Genomic DNA, 18,054 nt, shown 5'->3' on the forward strand with positions numbered 1-18,054 from the left:
CTGATACGGGGATCCCGGAACTCCACTCCAATCCCTGGGACACGCCTTACTCCCTGAAATGCTGAATCAGGCTGTCCATTTCGTGGTATTCCTGCAAGGTCTTCACCTTCAGGTCCCCTTCCAGCATGGACTTGATGCCCAGGGCGGTGGCCCTGGCACCCGCCAGGGTTGTGGTGTAGGGGATTTCCAGGATCAGGGCCGTGCGGCGGATCTCGTAGGATTCGGAGACGGCCCGCTTACTGCTCGTGGTATTGATCACGAGATCGATCTCGCCGTTTTTCATGAGGTCTAGGATATGGGGGCGTCCTTCCCTGACCTTTTTTACCGCCTCGTTGGGGATGCCCTGGCGGGAAAGAAACTCGGACGTCCCTCGGGTGGCCACAATTCTAAATCCCAGCTTGTGGAATATCTTGGCCGTATTCAGTACAGCAGTCTTGTCCTCGTCCCGGACGCTGATGAACACCGTCCCCGACGTCGGCAGTCTTTGGCCCGCAGCCAACTGACTCTTTGCGTAGGCCAGCCCAAAGGATTGATCGATCCCCATGACCTCCCCGGTGGATTTCATTTCGGGTCCTAAAAGGGTATCCACTCCCGGGAATCGGTCAAAGGGGAAGACCGATTCTTTCACACAAGTATGGGTCATGGTCACTTCCCTGCGCAACCCCAGATCCTTAAGCTTAAGGCCCATCATCACCTTGGTCGCAAGCTTGGCCAGGGGGATTCCGGTGGCCTTGCTCACAAAGGGAACGGTCCTCGAAGCCCTCGGGTTGACCTCCAGGATATAGATCTCGTTGTCTTTCACCGCGTATTGGATATTCATCAATCCCACGACACGGAGTTCCCGGGCGAGGGCCTTGGTCTGGGACCTGATCTGTTCCAGGATATTAGGCTTGAGGGAGATGGGAGGCAAGACACAGGCACTGTCGCCGCTGTGTATTCCCGCCTCCTCGATATGCTCCATGATTCCGCCGATCACGGTTTCATCGCCGTCGGAGATGGCGTCCACGTCGATCTCCACGGCACGCTCCAGGAACCGGTCGATGAGCACGGGCTTTCCCGGTGAAACCTCCACCGCGCTCAAGATGTACCGTTCCATGTCAGCCTGATCGTAAATGATCTCCATGGCCCTCCCACCCAGGACAAAGGAAGGCCTCACAACCACGGGGTACCCGACCTCCGCCGTAACCCTCAGGGCCTCCTCAGGGCTGTATGCGATGTCGTTTCTAGGTTGACGCAGGTTGAGTTTTTTAAGCAGTTTCTGGAACCGCTCCCGGTCCTCGGCCCGGTCGATGCTGTCCGGACTGGTCCCGAGGATACGCACCCCGGCCTCGGCCAACGGAACGGCGATGTTGAGGGGAGTCTGCCCTCCGAACTGGACGATCACCCCCTCGGGATTTTCCTGCTCGATTATGTTAAGCACATCTTCCCGGGTCAGGGGCTCGAAGTAGAGTTTGTCGGAGGTGTCGTAGTCTGTGCTCACGGTCTCCGGGTTGCTGTTGACCATGATGCTCTCGATTCCGAGTTCCCTGAGGGCGAAGGATGCCTGGACGCAACAATAGTCGAACTCGATCCCCTGGCCGATCCGGTTGGGACCGCCACCTAGGATGACAACCTTTCTTTTCCGCGTGGAGCGGATCTCGTTTTCCTCCTCATAGGTGGAGTAATAGTAGGGCGTGTACGCCTCGAATTCCGCCGCGCAGGTATCCACAAGCTTGTAGACAGGGGTGACCCCCTTTCCGGTTCGCCACTCCCGGATTTCCTGTTCCGTCCTCTCGAAAAGGGTCGCCAACTGAAGGTCCGAGAAACCGAGTTCCTTGACTTCCTTCAGCAACTCCGGATCCCAGTCTCTTGGGGAAACGCCCCGGCGGGCTTGATCCCGGAGCTTTTTTTCCATCTCGTGGATCTCCCGGATGTGGAAGAGGAACCATGGATCGATGTGGGTCAGGTCCCGGATTCTTTCGATGGGCATCCCTTTTTCAAACGCTCGCAAAATGTAAAAAATCCGCTCGGAGTTGGGTTCAATGAGTTTCTTTTCGATTTCCTGGATATCCGGGTCCGGCTCCCTTCCCGGGGGAGAATCGGCTCCCAGCCCGATCCGGCCGATCTCCAGGGACCGGACGGCCTTTTGGAGGGCCTCCTTGAAGGTCCTGCCGATGGCCATGGTCTCCCCCACCGAACGCATGGAGGTGGTCAGGCTGTCCCTTGCTCCCGGGAATTTCTCGAAGGTCCACCTGGGGATCTTGACCACGCAATAGTCGATAGTGGGCTCGAAGGAAGCCAGTGTCTCCCGGGTGATATCGTTCGCGATCTCATCGAGGGTATAGCCCACGGCGAGCTTGGACGCGATCTTGGCGATGGGGAACCCCGTCGCCTTGGATGCCAGGGCCGAACTGCGGGAGACCCTCGGATTCATCTCGATGACGACCATCTCGCCCGTCCGGGGATGGACCGCGAACTGGATGTTGGATCCCCCGGTCTCCACCCCGATCTCCCTGATGATGGCGATGGCCGCATCCCTCATCTCCTGGTATTCCCTGTCCGTCAGGGTCTGGGCCGGAGCCACGGTGATGCTGTCCCCGGTGTGTATGCCCATGGGATCGAAGTTTTCAATGGAGCAGATGATCACCACGTTGTCCATGAAATCCCTCATGACCTCCAGCTCATACTCCTTCCATCCAATGAGGGATTCCTCGATGATGATCTCTGAGATCATACTCGCCTCAAGACCCGCCTTGGCGAGCTCTTCCATTTCCTCCCGGTTGTAAGCCACACCGCTCCCCGTCCCGCCCAGGGTGAAGCTGGCCCGGATGATCAGAGGATAGCCGATCCTTTCCGCCACTTCCCGTGCCTGGTCCATGTTACGGGCGATCCCGTTTCGAGAAATCCGAAGGCCGATCCGCTCCATGGCATCCCGGAACTGCTCCCTGTCCTCAGCCTTCAGGATGATGGGAATAGAAGCCCCGATGACTTCCACTCCCATCTCGTCGAGAAGCCCTGTCTCGGCCACCATGACGGCGGTGTTCAGACCGGTCTGTCCGCCCAGGGTCGGCAGTATGGCATGGGGTCTCTCACGCTTGATCACCTTCGCCAGTACCTCGGGGGTGATCGGCTCCACGTAGGTCCGGTCCGCCATTTCCGGGTCCGTCATGATAGTGGCGGGGTTGCTGTTGATGAGTACCACCTCATAACCCTCTTCCTTGAGGGCCTTGCAGGCCTGGGTTCCGGAATAATCGAACTCGCAGGCCTGTCCGATGATGATGGGGCCGGATCCGATGATCAGAATCTTTTCAATGTCCGTTCTCTTGGGCATATTCTCAACAAAAAACCACGAGGGTGAAAGAACCACGGCGTGTGGGGTTCCTCTCGGCCACGTGCCGGGTTATTTTATGTTTTTCTCTCTTCTCTTTTTACCTGGTGTCCATCCATAAATGGCCCTTTTCCCCAATCTATGCGCCTGCCTGTGCCGGACCTATCTGCCATTCCAAGGGACAGGCAGGCACGGCAGACAGGTCAGGCTCAGATTTTAATCCTCGAAATACTTCAATGTATTCCTGTGGTAAAAATCTTCGCCTTCCTTGACCTTAATAAACAAAATTGCCTGCTTTATGGATGGACACTACCTAAATTGAGCGATTTCCGAGTTTTCTGGAGACCTGCCTGAGGCGGACAAGTGCAAGGCGCACGAGATTAAACTATCTCATCAAAATTTTGAAACGCTCAGTTTAGGTTTTACTCAACTCTTTTTCCGATGGTGCTTCTCCATCATCGCGGTGAACCGGTCAAAGAGATAGGAGGCGTCATGGGGACCCGGTGAGGCCTCTGGATGGTACTGGACCGAGAAGAGGGGAATCTTCTTGTGCACGAGCCCTTCCAGGGTGTTGTCGTTGAGATTGACATGGCTCAGCTCGATGTCCGGATTCTCCAGAGACTTCATGTCCACGCAAAACCCGTGGTTCTGGGAAGTGATTTCCACCTTTCCCGTGGAAAGGTCCTTGACGGGTTGATTCGCCCCCCTGTGGCCGAATTTCAGCTTGAAGGTCCTGCCCCCGAGAGCCAATCCGAGCAGTTGATGCCCGAGACAGATACCAAAAACCGGCCGCCGGCCGATCTCCTCCCGGATAGTCCTCACGGCATAAGTCACGGCCGCCGGATCTCCCGGGCCGTTGCTCAGGAAAAGACCATGGGGTTCGAGGGAATCGATGGTTTCCGGCCCGGTACGTGCCGGGACCACCAGGACCGTGCATCCCTTTTTCTCGAGGGACCTTAGGATATTGAACTTCACACCGAAATCCATGGCCACAACCCGCCATTTCCCGGGTTCATCCGGCCACTGGAACCGATCAAGCCCTCCTTCCAGAAAAACCTGTCGGCCGTCCTTCCAGAGAAAGGGCTCCCGGCAGGTGACCTCCGTTACAAGATCGCTTCCCACCATGTCAGGGGCCTGCCTGGCCTTCTCCACGAGACTGTCCGGATCTGTATCCAGGGTGGACAGGGCCGCCTTCATGGCACCGGCCAATCGGATGTGCCGTGTCAGGGCGCGGGTATCAATTCCCTCCACGCCCGGAATGCCGCCTTCCATCAGGTAGTCCGCCAGGCTCCTCCGCGAACGCCAGTTGCTGGGGTACTCCTGGTATTCCTTCACCAAAAGGGCCCTCACCTGGATCCTCTCGGACTCAATGTCTTCTTCGTTTACCCCATAGTTCCCTATCAGGGGGTAAGTCATGGTCACCATCTGGCCGCAATAGGAAGGATCCGTTAGGATCTCCTGGTATCCGGACATACTGGTGTTGAAGACCACCTCCCCGACGCTCTCACCATGTCCAGTAAAAGAACGACCCTGGAACACGGTACCGTCTTCAAGGGCCAATAATGCTTTTGGTTTTTCTTTCATTTGTCGGTGTAAACGATCATTCCAGCTCGAAACGGTTTAAGGGCAATAAGGCTCAAGAGGCCCCTCCTTCACGGCCCCCAAAGATTACATGAACACCGCAGCAGGTGCAACCGGAATCGAGGGTCTCGTCGCCTGAGGGGAGCAGGCCTTGCCGGAAATCCGCCTCTTTACCCCTTCCACTCCCCATCCCTCCAGGGCGACTTCCATTCTAAGGTGCCGGTGAAAGCCTGTCCCGGTAGCTGGAAATAGGAAAGGTTATTCAGATTGGGTTCCACAAAACCCGATCGGCTCTGGACCATATTCCCTTTTGAAGGACAAATCAACCCCGGGGGAAGGAAAAATTCTTCAACCAGGGTCGAACTGCCGGGTGACAGTCTCGTGGAAGGCCACAAGCAGTCAAGGGATGGAGATGTCTGAAACCGTAAACCCGCAGCTCCGCAGCGGGAGTTAGCACCCGACGGGTGCGGAAAATTGGAAACCCGGCCACCGCCCAAAATACATTTGTGGATGGGCCCCGGGCTGGATATCATCCTCCAATATCCTTCAGGTAGGCCCGGATGCCTCCGGCAGCCTTGCGGCCATCCGCAATGGCCCGAACCACCAGGGATTGCCCAAGGGTCATATCCCCCGCCGCGAAGATGCCGGGGACGTTCGTCATGTTCCGGGGGCCGACCTTCACATTCCCGCGCTGGTCTCGCTCGATTCCTAAGCCATCGAACATGGAGTTCTCTTCAGGGCCCGTAAAACCCATGGCCAGGAGCACCAGATCCGCCTCCAGGTCGAATTCGGTGCCGGGTTTCTCCATCGGCCCCTTCAGGGCCCCTTCCGGGTCCCTGTCCCACTCCACTTCCACACAGCGCAGGCCCGTGACCCGGCCCTCCGAGCCGAGGAAAGACTTGGTCATGACGGACCACCAGACCTCTCCGCCTTCCTTGTGGGCATGGCTTTCCCGGAGCATGTAAGGCCAGCGGGGCCAAGGAGTATGTTCCGATCTCCGGAGGGGGGGCTTGGGAAGAATTTCGAGCTGGACCACTCTCTCGGCCCCCTGGCGAATGGCGGTCCCGAGGCAGTCCGAACCGGTATCTCCTCCTCCGATTATTACCACCCGCTTCCCTGCGGCCCATATCTCCCCGGACGCATCGAAGGTTTCGCCCCCCATTCTCCTGTTCTGCTGTACCAGGTAGTCCATGGCGAAATGGATACCCTGAAGGTCCCGGCCCGGTACCGGGAGATCCCGGGGCCGCCTCGCCCCGCATGCCAGGCAAAGGGCATCGAAGCGGCTCTTCAGGTACCGGTAGGAGATGTCCTCCCCGACCCGCACCCCCGTCTCGAACACCACCCCCTCCTGCTCCATCATCCGGATCCGGCGCTCCACGACCCATTTCTCCAGCTTGAAATCCGGGATGCCGTATCGGAGGATTCCTCCGGGCCTTGGGGCCTCGTCGAAGACCACGACCGGGTATCCGGCCCTGTTCAGGGTATCGGCCGCCGCCAGCCCCGCAGGCCCGGCGCCCACCACCGCCACCCGGCTTCCGTGACGGCGCGGGGGAGGGGACGGCCTCAAATAATCACTCTCGAAACCCTTCTCGATCACGGCCAGCTCGATCTGGCGGATAGTGACGGGATCGTCGTTGATCCCGGCAACGCAGGCCGCCTCGCACAATGCCGGGCAGACCCTCCCGGTAAACTCCGGGAAGTTATTGGTCGAGAGAAGCAGATCCAGGGCCCGGCGCCACTTTCCCCTGTACATGAAATCATTGAACTCGGGGATCAAGTTGGAGAGCGGACATCCGGTGGCGTGGCAAAAGGGCGTCCCGCAGTCCATGCAGCGGGCGGCTTGAACCTGGATTTCCCTGTGGGAGAGTTGACATTCAACGGCCCTGAAATCACGGATCCTCTCCTCCCTTGGACGGTATCCCGGCTCCTTTCTTGTGTATTCCAAGAATCCGGTGGGCTTACCCATGCTGCACCTCTTCCCTTTCCGTGGACTCGTCTTCTTTCGTCATCATCCCCAGGACCCGGCGGTATTCCATGGGAAACACCTTGACGAAAAAGGGAAGGTGTGCATCCCAGTCCCCTAGGATCCCCGCGGCCTTCTTACTCCCGGTATACTCCAGATGCCGCCGGATCATTCCCTGGAGTTCCTGGATATCTTCCGGTTCAGTCACCAGTTCCAGGTCCACCATATCCAGGTTGCATCGCCCGTCGAACCTCCTCTCGGGATCATAGACATAAGCGATTCCCCCACTCATGCCCGCGGCGAAATTGATCCCCGTCTCTCCCAGGACGACGACCCTCCCCCCGGTCATGTACTCGCATCCATGATCCCCGACCCCTTCCACGACGGCATAGGCCCCGCTGTTGCGGATGGCGAACCTTTCTCCAACCATACCATGGATATAGGCCTCTCCGGAGGTTGCCCCGTAGAGCAGAACGTTGCCGGCGATAATGTTCTTCGAGGGATCGAAGGTCACCCCCGGGTAAGGCTTGAGGATGATCTTGCCGCCGGACAGACCCTTCCCGACGTAATCGTTGGCTTCGCCCTCCAGGACCAAGGTCAACCCGCGGGCCGCGAAGGCCCCGAAACTCTGCCCCGCCGCCCCGGTGAATCGGCAAAGGATCGTATCCTCCGGGAGCCCCCGATGGCCGTATCGCTTCGCGATTTCTCCCGAAAGCATGGCGCCTGTCGAGCGGTGTACGTTACGGATGGGCCGGTGGATCACTACCTTTTTTCCGGAATTCAGCGCCTCCCTTGCCTCTTCGATCAGTTCCCTGTCCAGCACGTCCTGGATGGGATGTTCTTGGGGTTGCACGCAACGGTAGGCCGATCCTTCCGGTGCCTCGGGGCGTGTAAGGATCCTTGAGAAATCCAGCCCCCTGGCCTTCCAAAATCGAACCGCTTCGCGCATCTCCAGGAGATCGGATCGGCCTATCAAGTCATCCATTCGGCGGAATCCCAGACGTGCCATGTACTCCCTTACTTCTTCCGCGACGAAGGTGAAGTAGTTCTGGAGGTATTCCGGCTTGCCCGCAAAACGCCGTCGGAGCCTGGGATCCTGGGTGGCGATACCCACGGGGCAGGTGTTCAGGTTGCATTTGCGCATCATCACGCACCCCAGGACCACCAGGGCCACCGTGGCGAAGCCGTACTCTTCCGCGCCCAGCAAAGCGGCGATCACGACGTCCCGGCCCGTCTTCATCTGTCCGTCCACCTGGACCCGAATCCGATTTCTCAGGCCGTTCAGGACCAGAGTCTGCTGGGTCTCTGAGAGTCCCAGTTCCCAGGGTATCCCTGCATGGCGGATGGATGAGAGGGGTGAGGCACCCGTTCCTCCGTCGTAGCCGCTGATAAGGACCATGTCCGCGTGGGCCTTGGCCACCCCCGCGGCAACGGTCCCTACCCCGATCTCGGAGACGAGCTTTACGGACACCCGCGCTGCGGGATTGACGTTCTTGAGGTCGAAGATCAATTGCGAGAGGTCCTCGATGGAATAGATGTCATGGTGAGGTGGGGGAGAAATCAGGGTGACCCCCGGTGTGGAATGGCGCACCCGGGCGATCTCCTCGTTCACCTTGTGGCCGGGTAACTGGCCCCCTTCTCCGGGCTTTGCCCCTTGGGCGATCTTAATCTGGAGTTCCCGGGCGTTGACCAGGTATTCCGCCGTCACCCCGAAGCGGCCGCTGGCCACTTGCTTGATCGCGCTGCATCGGCTGTCCCCGCCCGGCAAAGGCCGGTAACGCTCCGGGTCCTCTCCACCTTCCCCGCTGTTGCTCATGGCCCCAAGGCGGTTCATGGCGACGGCGATGGTCTCGTGGGCCTCGCGGCTGATGGATCCGAAAGACATGGCGCCTGTAACGAACCGTTTCACGATCTCCGAGGCGGGCTCCACCTCTTCGAGGGGAATGGGAGTACTTTCCTTGAACCGCAGGAGGCCTCGGAGGGTGGAATGCCGCTCGTTCTGCTCGTTGATCAGTTCCGCGTATTCCTTGTAAAGGGCGAAGTCGTTTTTCCTCGTGGCCCACTGGAGCTTGGTGACGGCCTCAGGGCCGAAAAGATGCCGCTCGCCGTCCTTCCGGAAACGGTAAAAGCCGCCGCTCCGAAGGATCCGAGGGGCATCGGGCCGAGGATCGTAAGCCTCTTTGTATCGGAGGTTGGCCTCCCTGACGATCTCTTCGAGCCCGATCCCTCCGATCCTTGACTGGGTCCCCCGGAAGTATTTTTCCACGAGGTCACTGTTCAGTCCCACCGCCTCAAAGACCTGCGCACTTCGGTAACTCCTCAGAGTCGAAATCCCCATCTTGGACATGATCTTCAGGAGTCCTTTCACTAGGGCCTTGATATAGTTCTCGATAGCGGCGGCCACGCCCAGATTCCTCTTCAGTTCCCTCTGGATCGCCATTGCCGCGACGGTCTCGAAGGCCAGGTAAGGATTGACGGCGGTAGCGCCGTATCCCAGGAGCAGGGCCAGGTGCATGACCTCCCGCGGTTCCCCGGATTCCAGGATGAGACCCGCCCTGGTCCGGATTCCCTTTCGAACAAGATGCTGGTTCACGGCTGAGACCGCCAGCAGCGCGGGGATGGGGGCCTGGCCCTCGGGAAGGTTGCGGTCGCTCAGGATAACCAGGGGGTGCCCATGGCTTATGGAATTCTCGGCCTGCAGAACGAGTCTTTCCAGCGCGGTCTCCAGCTTGACGGCTCCGCCCCCCGCCTCGAAGCCCAGGGGCAGGGTCTTCGCCCGGAAACCGTCCAGGTCCAGTTCCCGGATCCTTTTGAGGTCCTCATTGGTCAATACTGGATGGAGCAGTTTGATGAGCCGGCTGTTCTTGGGGATCTCCGAGAGGATATTTCCAGGGTTCCCGATGAAGGTCATGGTGCTCATCACCAGTTCTTCCCGGACCGGATCGATGGGCGGGTTGGTCACCTGGGCGAATAACTGCTTGAAGTAGTTGTAAAGAAGTTGGTTTCTCTCCGAGAGGACCGCCAGGGGGGCGTCGGCGCCCATGGAACCGACCGGTTCCTGCCCTTGGGATGCCATGGGGGCCAGGATCATGTCCAGATCCTCCCTGGAATACCCGAAAAGCTTCTGCCGGAACAGGAGCCTGTCCATGTCTGGTTCAATGGAGGCCACGTCACCGTAAAATCCCCTAAGGGAAATCCTGTTCTCCTCCACCCACCTGCGGTAAGGCTTGGCCCTGGCGCAAAGGGTCTTGATCTCTCCGTTCTTGATAATCCGGCCCTTTTGAAGATCAACCAGTATCATCTGACCCGGCCGGAGCGCTCCCTTCTCGGCGATCTCCTCGGGGGGAAACTCCAGTACTCCCGCCTCTGAAGCGAAGACCACAAATCCCTGTTTGTCGATGGTGTACCGGGCCGGCCGGAGACCGTTCCGGTCCAGCATGCCCCCCACCTGGACACCGTTTGAAAAGGCGATGGCCGCGGGGCCGTCCCAGGGTTCCATAAGGCCCGCGTGATACTCGAAAAATCCCCTTTGGTCCGGCCCTATGGGATACTTGACCCCCCAGGCCTCGGGGACGAGCATAAGCATGGAGTGGGGCAAGGTCCGGCCGCCATGGATCAGGAGTTCCAGGATGTTGTCCAGGCATGCGGAGTCGCTGCCCCGCTCATCAATGACAGGAAGGAGCTTCTTGATGTCATGCCCCAGGCGCTCGGATTTCAGGGAGGCCTCCCGCGATCGGATATGGTTCAGGTTTCCCCGAAGCGTGTTGATCTCGCCGTTGTGGGCGAGATAACGGAAGGGCTGGGCCAGTTCCCAGGATGGAAAGGTATTGGTGCTGTATCTCTGGTGGATGACGGCAAGGGCGCTCTCCGTCCTGGGATCCGCCAGGTCCAGGTAATATCTCCCCAACTGGGTGCCTGTGAAGAGCCCCTTATAGGTCACCACCCTTGAGGAAAGGGACGGGACGTAAAAACCCTCTCCCTCCCCTAACGCTCCTTCTACCCCTCGCTCCACGACCCGCCGCAGGATATAGAGTCTTCGTTCCAGTTCATCCCCCGCAAATCCCCTCCCGTCGATGAAACACTGGCGGATCACCGGCTGTTCACGTTTGGCCTGCCCCTCGATGGCTCCATCGTCCACGGGAACATCCCTCCAGCCGAGGAAGGAGAGACCCTCCGCGGAGGTGGCCTGCTCGAGGATCGCCTCGCATTTCCGTCTCTGCTCCTCCCCCCGGGGCAGAAAGATCATCCCCAGGCCGTATCCGCCTGGCGCAGGAAGGCGGATCCCAAGCTTACCGCACTCCTCCCTCAACAGGCGATCGGGGACCTGGAAGAGGATTCCCGCTCCGTCACCGGTTTTCTGGTCGCCTCCTATGGCCCCCCGGTGCTCGAGGTTCCTCAGGACTTCCACTCCCTTCTGGATCAGGGTGTGGCTCTTGTCTCCATGGACGTTTGCAAGAAATCCGACACCGCAACTGTCATGCTCCTGCCCTGGGTCATAGAGCCCCAGGGCAGGAGGAAATCGCCCGAATTTATTGTTCTTCTTCATGGGTCGTTCTTTCCCGATGGGAGGTCGGTTGTGGGAATCCACCGTCTCCCCGAATGTGCGTGGAACCCGGGATCACTCCCGTTACGGGAACACCTATCGTCGAACCGGCGCACATCTCCGCAAAAAAAGGATTATCCTGGGTCCCTGGATCAATAAAAAAGGCGCCTTTCCCTCCCGAAAGAGAGAGAACAGACGCCGTTGTCCAATGACAAGATGTAGAAATAGAACCCCTTTGTTCCTTTCAGGCTTTCAGATTAACCCATCTGATCGACTTGTCAAGTCCTTTTTCAGTAATGGGGCCCCGCCCTCGGGTCAGAACATGTAAATCTGATGGCTGTCCGGGTTTTTCCCGAAAAAAGTCAGGTCGTCGATCTTTTCCAGCTTCGCTCCCCTGCAAATGGCGTACAGGGCCCGCTCCACTCCGATCCCGCCGCCCATGCAGTCCGGGAAGGTGTAGCACCCCTCTGGATCCTTGTGGGACGCCATCAACAGGAAGGGGGCATACCCTCCCAGCTCGTCGATGTTCTTTACGTTTCCATCAACGATCTGGGGCCGGGCAGGAATGACCTCGTTGTCCACCAGCCTCTCCACGATGGGTTCGTAGAGCCACTCCCGGATCGCCCCCGATAAGATCTCGAGGGCCGGGGTCTGCCGCTTGGTGTCCCGGATGATCGCTTTGGCGCAAATATCATAGTTGTAGATCATATCCGAGGTCACCTTCGAGAGGGGCAACTTGCCGTTCGGAGTTATATAGGGGTAGACAAGGTCGTAGTTTTCGCGGAGGATCCCGGTGATCCAGAAGAAAGTCTCCGGGATCTCCTGCCCGACGGCTATCTCGTATCCCCTTCCGTGGGCCTTCTTGGCCTCGTCGCACTTGAACCGGGGGAAGGGTTGCCTGGGCACTTCCAGGGCCACACCCAGGGTCTTCAGGTCCTCCTCGTTCTTCTCCAGGATCCGGGTCGTGGCGTGGACGATCAACCGCTCGAAAAAATCCAGGGCCTTCTCCATGTCCTCAGCGAGGATCTTTCGGACCTTCTCCGGCTCATTGAGGTAGGTTTCATAATCAATATCACGGTTCCTTCGCAGCTCGATATCCATCTGGCTGAAATCGACCAGATACTTTCCCCTTTGGACGCGGTCCGGGCTCTCGATCTCCAGCCGGATGTTGGGTGAGTCCACAAAGACCCCCTTGATCCCGGGATTGTGAAGGGCCAGAAATTTTGCATAGATCATGCTGTGGGTAAGCAGATAGGTCTGGCCCTTGTACTGGATCGAGGGGACGTGCTCCACGTCGTGGGCCAAGGGATCGGTCACAGGGCTCATCTGGAGGCGCTCGATATTGACCAGGCCTTCATCGGCAAGGAACTGCTGCATGGCGTTTACGAAGGTGGTACGCAGGCGCAGCGCAGCAAAAAGCTCATCGCTCATCCATTTCTCGTAGTAGTACTTTTCGAGGTATTCCTGGAGGCTCGACCCCGTCTGCTGGAGGGCCGCCTGGAAACCCAGAAGGCTCTGGCCGATGGCAATCATTCTTTCGTCTTTCATTCTCTCTCTTCTTCTCCTTTTATATTTATAAATTTCCAGCAGGACTCCCTCATTTCACCTCATCCTGAGAGAGAGGAAGAAGCTGTTTTGAGCTTTCCCTTACAGCCTGGGGAGGTATCGGTCGATTTCGAAACGGCTCACGTGGGTCCGGTATGTATCCCACTCTAGCTTCTTGTTCTCGATGAACTTGTTGAAGATGTGATCCCCAAGGACCTCCTGCACCAGTTCACTCTCTTCGGTCTCGATGATGGCGGCATAGAGATTGCCGGGAAGGTCCGTTATCCCGTGGGCCTTCCTCTCAGCCGGGTTCATCTCGAAAATATCCTCCTCGATGGGATCCGGCAACTCCATTCTCTTCTCAATGCCGTCCATACCCGCACCCAGCATAACGGCAAAGGCGAGATAGGGATTGCAGGCAGGGTCGGGAGACCTGAACTCGATCCTCGTGGCGGTTTCCTTGCCCGGCTTGTACATGGGGACCCGGATCATGGCGGAACGGTTTCTCCGCGCCCAGGAAACGTACACCGGCGCCTCATATCCCGGGACCAGGCGCTTGTAAGAGTTGACCCACTGATTGGTGACGGAGGCGATCGCGGGGGCATGGTGCATCAGGCCGGCGATATAGTGCTTGGCGATGTCGGAAAGATGGTAAACGTCATCTTCATCGTAGAAGGCATTCTTTCCGCCTTTGAAAAGGGATTGATGGACATGCATGCCGCTCCCGTTCCGGCCCGCAACGGGTTTGGGCATAAAGGTGGCGTAAAATCCGTGCTGGCGGGCGACTTCCTTGACCGCCACCCGGTAGGTCATGGTTTTGTCCGCCATGCGCAGTCCCTCGTCGTAGCGAAGATCGATCTCATGTTGGCTGGGAGCGACCTCGTGGTGGCTGTATTCCACTTGTATATCCATGTCCTGGAGATAAAAGATGGTCTCTCTCCTCAGGTCGCTTCCCAGGTCAAGGGGCCGGGAATCGAAGTATCCCCCCTCATCCAGACCTTCCGTTCCCCTATCATCCTTGAAGTAGAAGTATTCCAGTTCGGGGCCCACGTAAAAAGTATATCCCCGTTCCGCGACTTTCCTGAGAAGCCTCTTGAAAACATAACGGGGATCCCCCTCGTAAGGGGTCCCGTCCGGTTTCAGGATGTCACAGAACATGCGGGCTACGGGCCTCTCCGAGGGACGCCATGGCACCAGTTGAAAAGTGGTCGGATCAGGCATGGCGATCATGTCGCTCTCCTGGATCCTCGCAAACCCCTCGATGGACGAGCCGTCGAATCCCATACCCTCGCTCAGCCCTTCCTCCAGTTCCGAGGGCGTGACCGAAAAGCTTTTCAGGAACCCCAGCACATCCGTAAACCAAAACTGGATAAAGCTCACATTTTTTTCCTTGACGACCCTCAGGACGTCATCGGCCGTGCGGCAATTCATTTTATCCCCCTATTGCTTCCGTTCTTTTATGATTTGTCTTTCTCCCGGTTGCGATCCCGAACGAATGAAAAACCGCAGGGTTCCGCCACCGGACCCCTATGGGTTCGGCACGGAAAACGAGCCCCGGGAGACTCAATTGTAAACCATAAAAATTTTTTTGGTTGACAAAAAAAGATCCCCATGTTATCCACCCCGAATCGAGCGATTACCTTACCGGAGGTACTGCGGCCATGTCAATCAGGGAAATCTTGCTGGATTCCCTGAAATGCCAGAAAGGACGATGGGTGTCCGGCGAAGCTCTCAGTTCACGGCTCTCCGTGAGCCGAGCGGCCATATGGAAACACATCCGCGGGCTCCGGGAGGAAGGATACGAAATCCTGTCTTCTCCTAAAAAGGGTTACCTCCTTGAAAAGATCCCCGACCGCCCTTTTCCCAGGGAGATTCTCGAAGGGCTCAATACCCGCCGGTTCGGGAAGGAGAAAATCCACCACTTCGAGGTCACGGATTCGACCAACCGGGTCTCAAAGGATCTTGCTGCCGCCGGGGCCCCGGAAGGCACCCTCGTGGTGGCTGAGGCCCAGGGGAAAGGTCGAGGCAGACTGGGCAGGAAATGGTATTCTCCGGAGGGGGAAGGGATCTATGCCTCGCTGATCCTGAGGCCCAGGATCCCTCCAAGCGAGGCTCCCCGAATCACCTTCCTCGCGGCCGTGGCCGTGGCGGAGGCCGTCATGGAGGCCTCATCACTTGACGTCAAGATCAAGTGGCCGAACGATCTTCTCGTCAATGGCAGGAAATTGGCGGGCATTCTCACGGAGATCGCGACCGAGATGGACGCAGTCGAATACCTGGTTCTCGGCCTCGGTCTTAACGTCAACACCCGGTCATTCCCCGCCAGCCTGAAAACCCGGGCCACTTCACTACTCCGGGAGACCGGCGCGGAATTCTCGAGGACTTCCTTGATCCAGGGCTTCCTTCGCTGGTGTGAGAAGTATTACGGGATCTTCCAGGAGAGCGGTTTCGATCCAATCCTGCACCGCTGGAAACAACTCTCCCTTTTGATGGGAAAGAGGGTCAGGGTGGAGACGGTCGGTGGAATACTTGCCGGAACGGCCACCGATGTAGACCCGAGCGGGTGCCTGATCTTGGTCGATGATCGGGGCGAAGAACACCGCATCTTCTCTGGAGACATCCTGAGCGGAAGACCTTCAACCACGCGAAGATCCCGCAACTTGACTGAAAAAGGAGACAAGCAATGAAAAGTACCGGCATTTCCTTGAGGGGAATGATCTACGCCTCTCTTCTCGGGGCGATCACGGCTGTGGGGGCTTACGTCATCATACCTCTTCCCCCCGTCCCCATCACCCTTCAAACCCTTTTCACAGCCCTATCCGGGGCCCTCCTGGGAGGTGGCCTCGGGGCCTTGGCCCAGGCCGTATACGTCCTGCTGGGGATCATCGGTCTGCCTGTCTTCGCGGGAGGCAAGGCGGGACTCGGTGTTCTCCTCGGCCCTACGGGTGGATACCTCATAGGGTTCATGGCCGGGGCGTATCTTATCGGAAAACTCATCGATATCAAGAAGGAGCCCGGCTTTGCATGGATCGTTTTTTCCATGATCCTGGGTTACGCCGCGATCTATCTGCTGGGAATCCTTCAACTGATGCTCGTGGCCAAGTTCACACTCGTTAAGGCCCTTTCAGTGGGACTTCTCCCTTTCCTGATCGGAGACGCATTGAAGATCCTGGCCGCAACCCTCGTGACCTTGAAGTTAAGGGACAGGATCAGGGGGAGGATCGGGCGGTTATGATCACGATCAAAGACCTGGTTTTTGCTTACGACAAGGGGAAAGAGCCGGTCCTTCGGGGGATTGATCTCCAAATCGAGGAGGGATCCTACGTGGCTCTGGTGGGTCCCAACGGCTGTGGCAAGACCACCCTGTTGAGGCACCTCAACGGGTTGCTCCTTCCCACCCGGGGAACCGTGCTGGTGGACGGACTGGACACCAGGGACCCGAAGTCCCTTGAAAAAATCAGGCAAAGGGTAGGGATGATCTTCCAAAACCCGGACAACCAGATCGTCGGAATGACCGTGGAGGAAGACGTCGCCTTCGGCCCCGGGAACCTGGGCCTGGATCCCGGAGAGATCCGCAGGAGGGTACGACGATCCCTTGAGACGGTGGGAATGGTTGCATATGCCCAGAGCCCTCCCCATGCCCTCTCAGGCGGGGAAAAACAACTGGTGGCCATTGCCGGGGTCCTGGCCATGGACCCCCGCCACATCGCCCTTGACGAACCCACCTCCTTTCTGGACCCGGGAGGGCGAAAGCGGGTTCTCGGCGCAATCCAGGCCCTTAATGAGCGAGGCATCACTGTGATCCACGTTTCCCACGACATGAACGAGATCACGGGCGCAGACCGGGTCCTTGTCATGGACCGGGGCCGAATCGTCCTGGACGGGGCCCCGAGAGAGGTCTTCTCCAGGCTGGAACAGCTCCGGGACCTGGGCCTGGACGTGCCGGTCGTAACGGATCTTTTCTGGAGACTACGCCGGATAGGTGTCGATGTCCCTCCAGGGGTTCTGAGCGTGAAAGACGCCTGCTGGGCTCTGTCGGCCCTGATCCCGCACCCCGGAGAGGGACAAAAGGGAAGCTGATGTACGCCCTTGGTCAATTCATTCCTTCAAACTCCCTGATTCACGGCCTGGATCCTCGAACCAAGACCCTCAGCGTGATCCTCCTGAGCCTCGTGATCCTCAATTCCCAGCCGGCGGCGGCAGCCGTCTTCACCCTGTTCCTTCTCTCCCTCATCCCCTTGTCCCGAATCCCGGCCGGCGCGTTTCTCCGGGCATTGAAGCCAGCCCTGCCCTTTCTACTGCTCCTCTTCGGGATCCATCTCCTGTTCACCGGGGGCGCTCCCATTCCACCTTTTCCGGACTGGCGGATCACCGTCACATACGAAGGCCTCCTCAAAGGAACTCTCGTGATCTGGCGGTTCGCCCTGCTCCTCATGAGTGCATCGTTCTTGACCTTCACCACTTCCCCTTCCGAACTGGTCTGCGGCCTCGAATGGTTACTGCGCCCCCTGAATATTCTGGGAATCTCGTCCCGGGACGTCGCACTCATGGTCTCCCTGGCCCTTCGGTTCGTCCCGACCCTCCTTGAAGAGATCCGGATGATCCGCGAGGCCCAGATGGCCCGCGGCGCCGCCTTCGGCACCGGGGGTCTCAAGAAAAGGGCCCGAAGCATCCTGTTCCTCTTGACACCCCTTCTGAACAACTCGATTCGGAGGGCGGACGATCTGGCCATGGCCATGGAAAGCAGGGGTTACGGCCGGGGGGCCCGGACCTCCATGAGGGAACTCAAATTGAGGTATAAGGACTTCCTGGCCTTGGCGGCGGTAATCCTCTGCTCCGGACTCCCCTTTCTCCTAAAGGACCTCCTTCCCTCCTTCCCGGCTTGCTGAAGCGGTACACCTCGACTATACTTTTTTCCCTAAAAACGGTATTCGCCGATTACAGATCACAGGAGGGGGTGAAACCATCTCAAAACATTACTGTACGACTGCGATTTCCCCTCACGGGAAAGGGAACCCCGGGAAGTTTCTTGCGGGTCGGCTTGTCTTCGGATTCCTGGCCTGGATTTTTTTCTCCCTTTCCTATCCTTCCTGCCTTTTGGGGAAGGAACCCCCG

Annotated in this window: 10 protein-coding genes; 4 read left to right on the forward strand and 6 right to left on the reverse strand. The window is 58.3% G+C overall.

Going from position 1 to position 18,054, the window contains the following annotated elements:
- Nucleotides 1–46 precede the first annotated feature (46 nt).
- The 6 genes from carB to JRF57_01505 form a co-directional block, all read right to left on the reverse strand.
- A complete protein-coding gene (carB, locus tag JRF57_01480) occupies nt 47–3,310 on the reverse strand; it encodes a carbamoyl-phosphate synthase large subunit (GenBank protein MBW2302363.1) in 3,264 nt (1,087 codons plus the stop codon).
- Nucleotides 3,311–3,733: 423 nt separating this feature from the next.
- Complete coding sequence (gene carA / locus JRF57_01485) at nt 3,734–4,891, reverse strand: glutamine-hydrolyzing carbamoyl-phosphate synthase small subunit (protein ID MBW2302364.1); 1,158 nt, start codon at nt 4,889–4,891, stop codon at nt 3,734–3,736.
- 526 nt (nt 4,892–5,417) lie between these two features.
- Nucleotides 5,418–6,854 (reverse strand): glutamate synthase subunit beta, encoded by a 1,437-nt coding sequence (locus tag JRF57_01490; protein ID MBW2302365.1) that lies wholly within the window; start codon nt 6,852–6,854, stop codon nt 5,418–5,420.
- Entirely contained in the window at nt 6,847–11,397 is a 4,551-nt protein-coding gene (gene gltB / locus JRF57_01495) for a glutamate synthase large subunit (protein MBW2302366.1), read from the reverse strand. The genes JRF57_01490 and gltB overlap by 8 nt, the downstream gene beginning before the upstream one ends.
- Nucleotides 11,398–11,709: 312 nt before the next feature.
- Nucleotides 11,710–12,942: a hypothetical protein gene (locus JRF57_01500; protein MBW2302367.1), complete on the reverse strand. Its 1,233-nt coding sequence runs from the start codon at nt 12,940–12,942 to the stop codon at nt 11,710–11,712.
- Between the two features lie 99 nt (nt 12,943–13,041).
- The gene (locus JRF57_01505; protein ID MBW2302368.1) at nt 13,042–14,370 is read right to left on the reverse strand and encodes a glutamine synthetase; all 1,329 of its coding nucleotides are present in this window, start codon (nt 14,368–14,370) and stop codon (nt 13,042–13,044) included.
- 230 nt (nt 14,371–14,600) lie between these two features.
- Between JRF57_01505 and JRF57_01510 the strand changes: the two genes are divergently transcribed.
- The 4 genes from JRF57_01510 to JRF57_01525 are packed head-to-tail and all read left to right on the forward strand — an operon-like array spanning nt 14,601 to nt 17,828.
- Nucleotides 14,601–15,626: a biotin--[acetyl-CoA-carboxylase] ligase gene (locus tag JRF57_01510; GenBank protein MBW2302369.1), complete on the forward strand. Its 1,026-nt coding sequence runs from the start codon at nt 14,601–14,603 to the stop codon at nt 15,624–15,626.
- Nucleotides 15,623–16,174 carry a biotin transporter BioY gene (locus JRF57_01515; protein ID MBW2302370.1) on the forward strand — a complete coding sequence of 184 codons (552 nt, stop codon included), beginning with the start codon at nt 15,623–15,625 and terminating at the stop codon, nt 16,172–16,174. The genes JRF57_01510 and JRF57_01515 overlap by 4 nt, the downstream gene beginning before the upstream one ends.
- Nucleotides 16,171–17,019, forward strand: coding sequence for an energy-coupling factor transporter ATPase (locus tag JRF57_01520; GenBank protein ID MBW2302371.1), 849 nt, complete (start codon nt 16,171–16,173; stop codon nt 17,017–17,019). Before JRF57_01515 ends, JRF57_01520 begins: the two co-directional genes overlap by 4 nt.
- On the forward strand, nt 17,019–17,828 hold the full coding sequence (locus tag JRF57_01525; protein MBW2302372.1) for an energy-coupling factor transporter transmembrane protein EcfT: 810 nt from the start codon (nt 17,019–17,021) through the stop codon (nt 17,826–17,828). The genes JRF57_01520 and JRF57_01525 overlap by 1 nt, the downstream gene beginning before the upstream one ends.
- Nucleotides 17,829–18,054 lie beyond the last annotated feature (226 nt).

Source organism: Deltaproteobacteria bacterium (assembly GCA_019310525.1).
In the GTDB taxonomy this organism is placed as follows: Bacteria; Desulfobacterota; DSM-4660; order Desulfatiglandales; family HGW-15; genus JAFDEE01.

What these genes read in the sequence shown, in the direction of transcription:
- carB (MBW2302363.1), bottom strand. Translation starts at nt 3,310, where the DNA reads ATGCCCAAGAGAACGGACATTGAAAAGATTCTGATCATCGGATCCGGC.
- carA (MBW2302364.1), bottom strand. Translation starts at nt 4,891, where the DNA reads ATGAAAGAAAAACCAAAAGCATTATTGGCCCTTGAAGACGGTACCGTG.
- JRF57_01490 (MBW2302365.1), bottom strand. Translation starts at nt 6,854, where the DNA reads ATGGGTAAGCCCACCGGATTCTTGGAATACACAAGAAAGGAGCCGGGA.
- gltB (MBW2302366.1), bottom strand. Translation starts at nt 11,397, where the DNA reads ATGAAGAAGAACAATAAATTCGGGCGATTTCCTCCTGCCCTGGGGCTC.
- JRF57_01500 (MBW2302367.1), bottom strand. Translation starts at nt 12,942, where the DNA reads ATGAAAGACGAAAGAATGATTGCCATCGGCCAGAGCCTTCTGGGTTTC.
- JRF57_01505 (MBW2302368.1), bottom strand. Translation starts at nt 14,370, where the DNA reads ATGAATTGCCGCACGGCCGATGACGTCCTGAGGGTCGTCAAGGAAAAA.
- JRF57_01510 (MBW2302369.1), top strand. Translation starts at nt 14,601, where the DNA reads ATGTCAATCAGGGAAATCTTGCTGGATTCCCTGAAATGCCAGAAAGGA.
- JRF57_01515 (MBW2302370.1), top strand. Translation starts at nt 15,623, where the DNA reads ATGAAAAGTACCGGCATTTCCTTGAGGGGAATGATCTACGCCTCTCTT.
- JRF57_01520 (MBW2302371.1), top strand. Translation starts at nt 16,171, where the DNA reads ATGATCACGATCAAAGACCTGGTTTTTGCTTACGACAAGGGGAAAGAG.
- JRF57_01525 (MBW2302372.1), top strand. Translation starts at nt 17,019, where the DNA reads ATGTACGCCCTTGGTCAATTCATTCCTTCAAACTCCCTGATTCACGGC.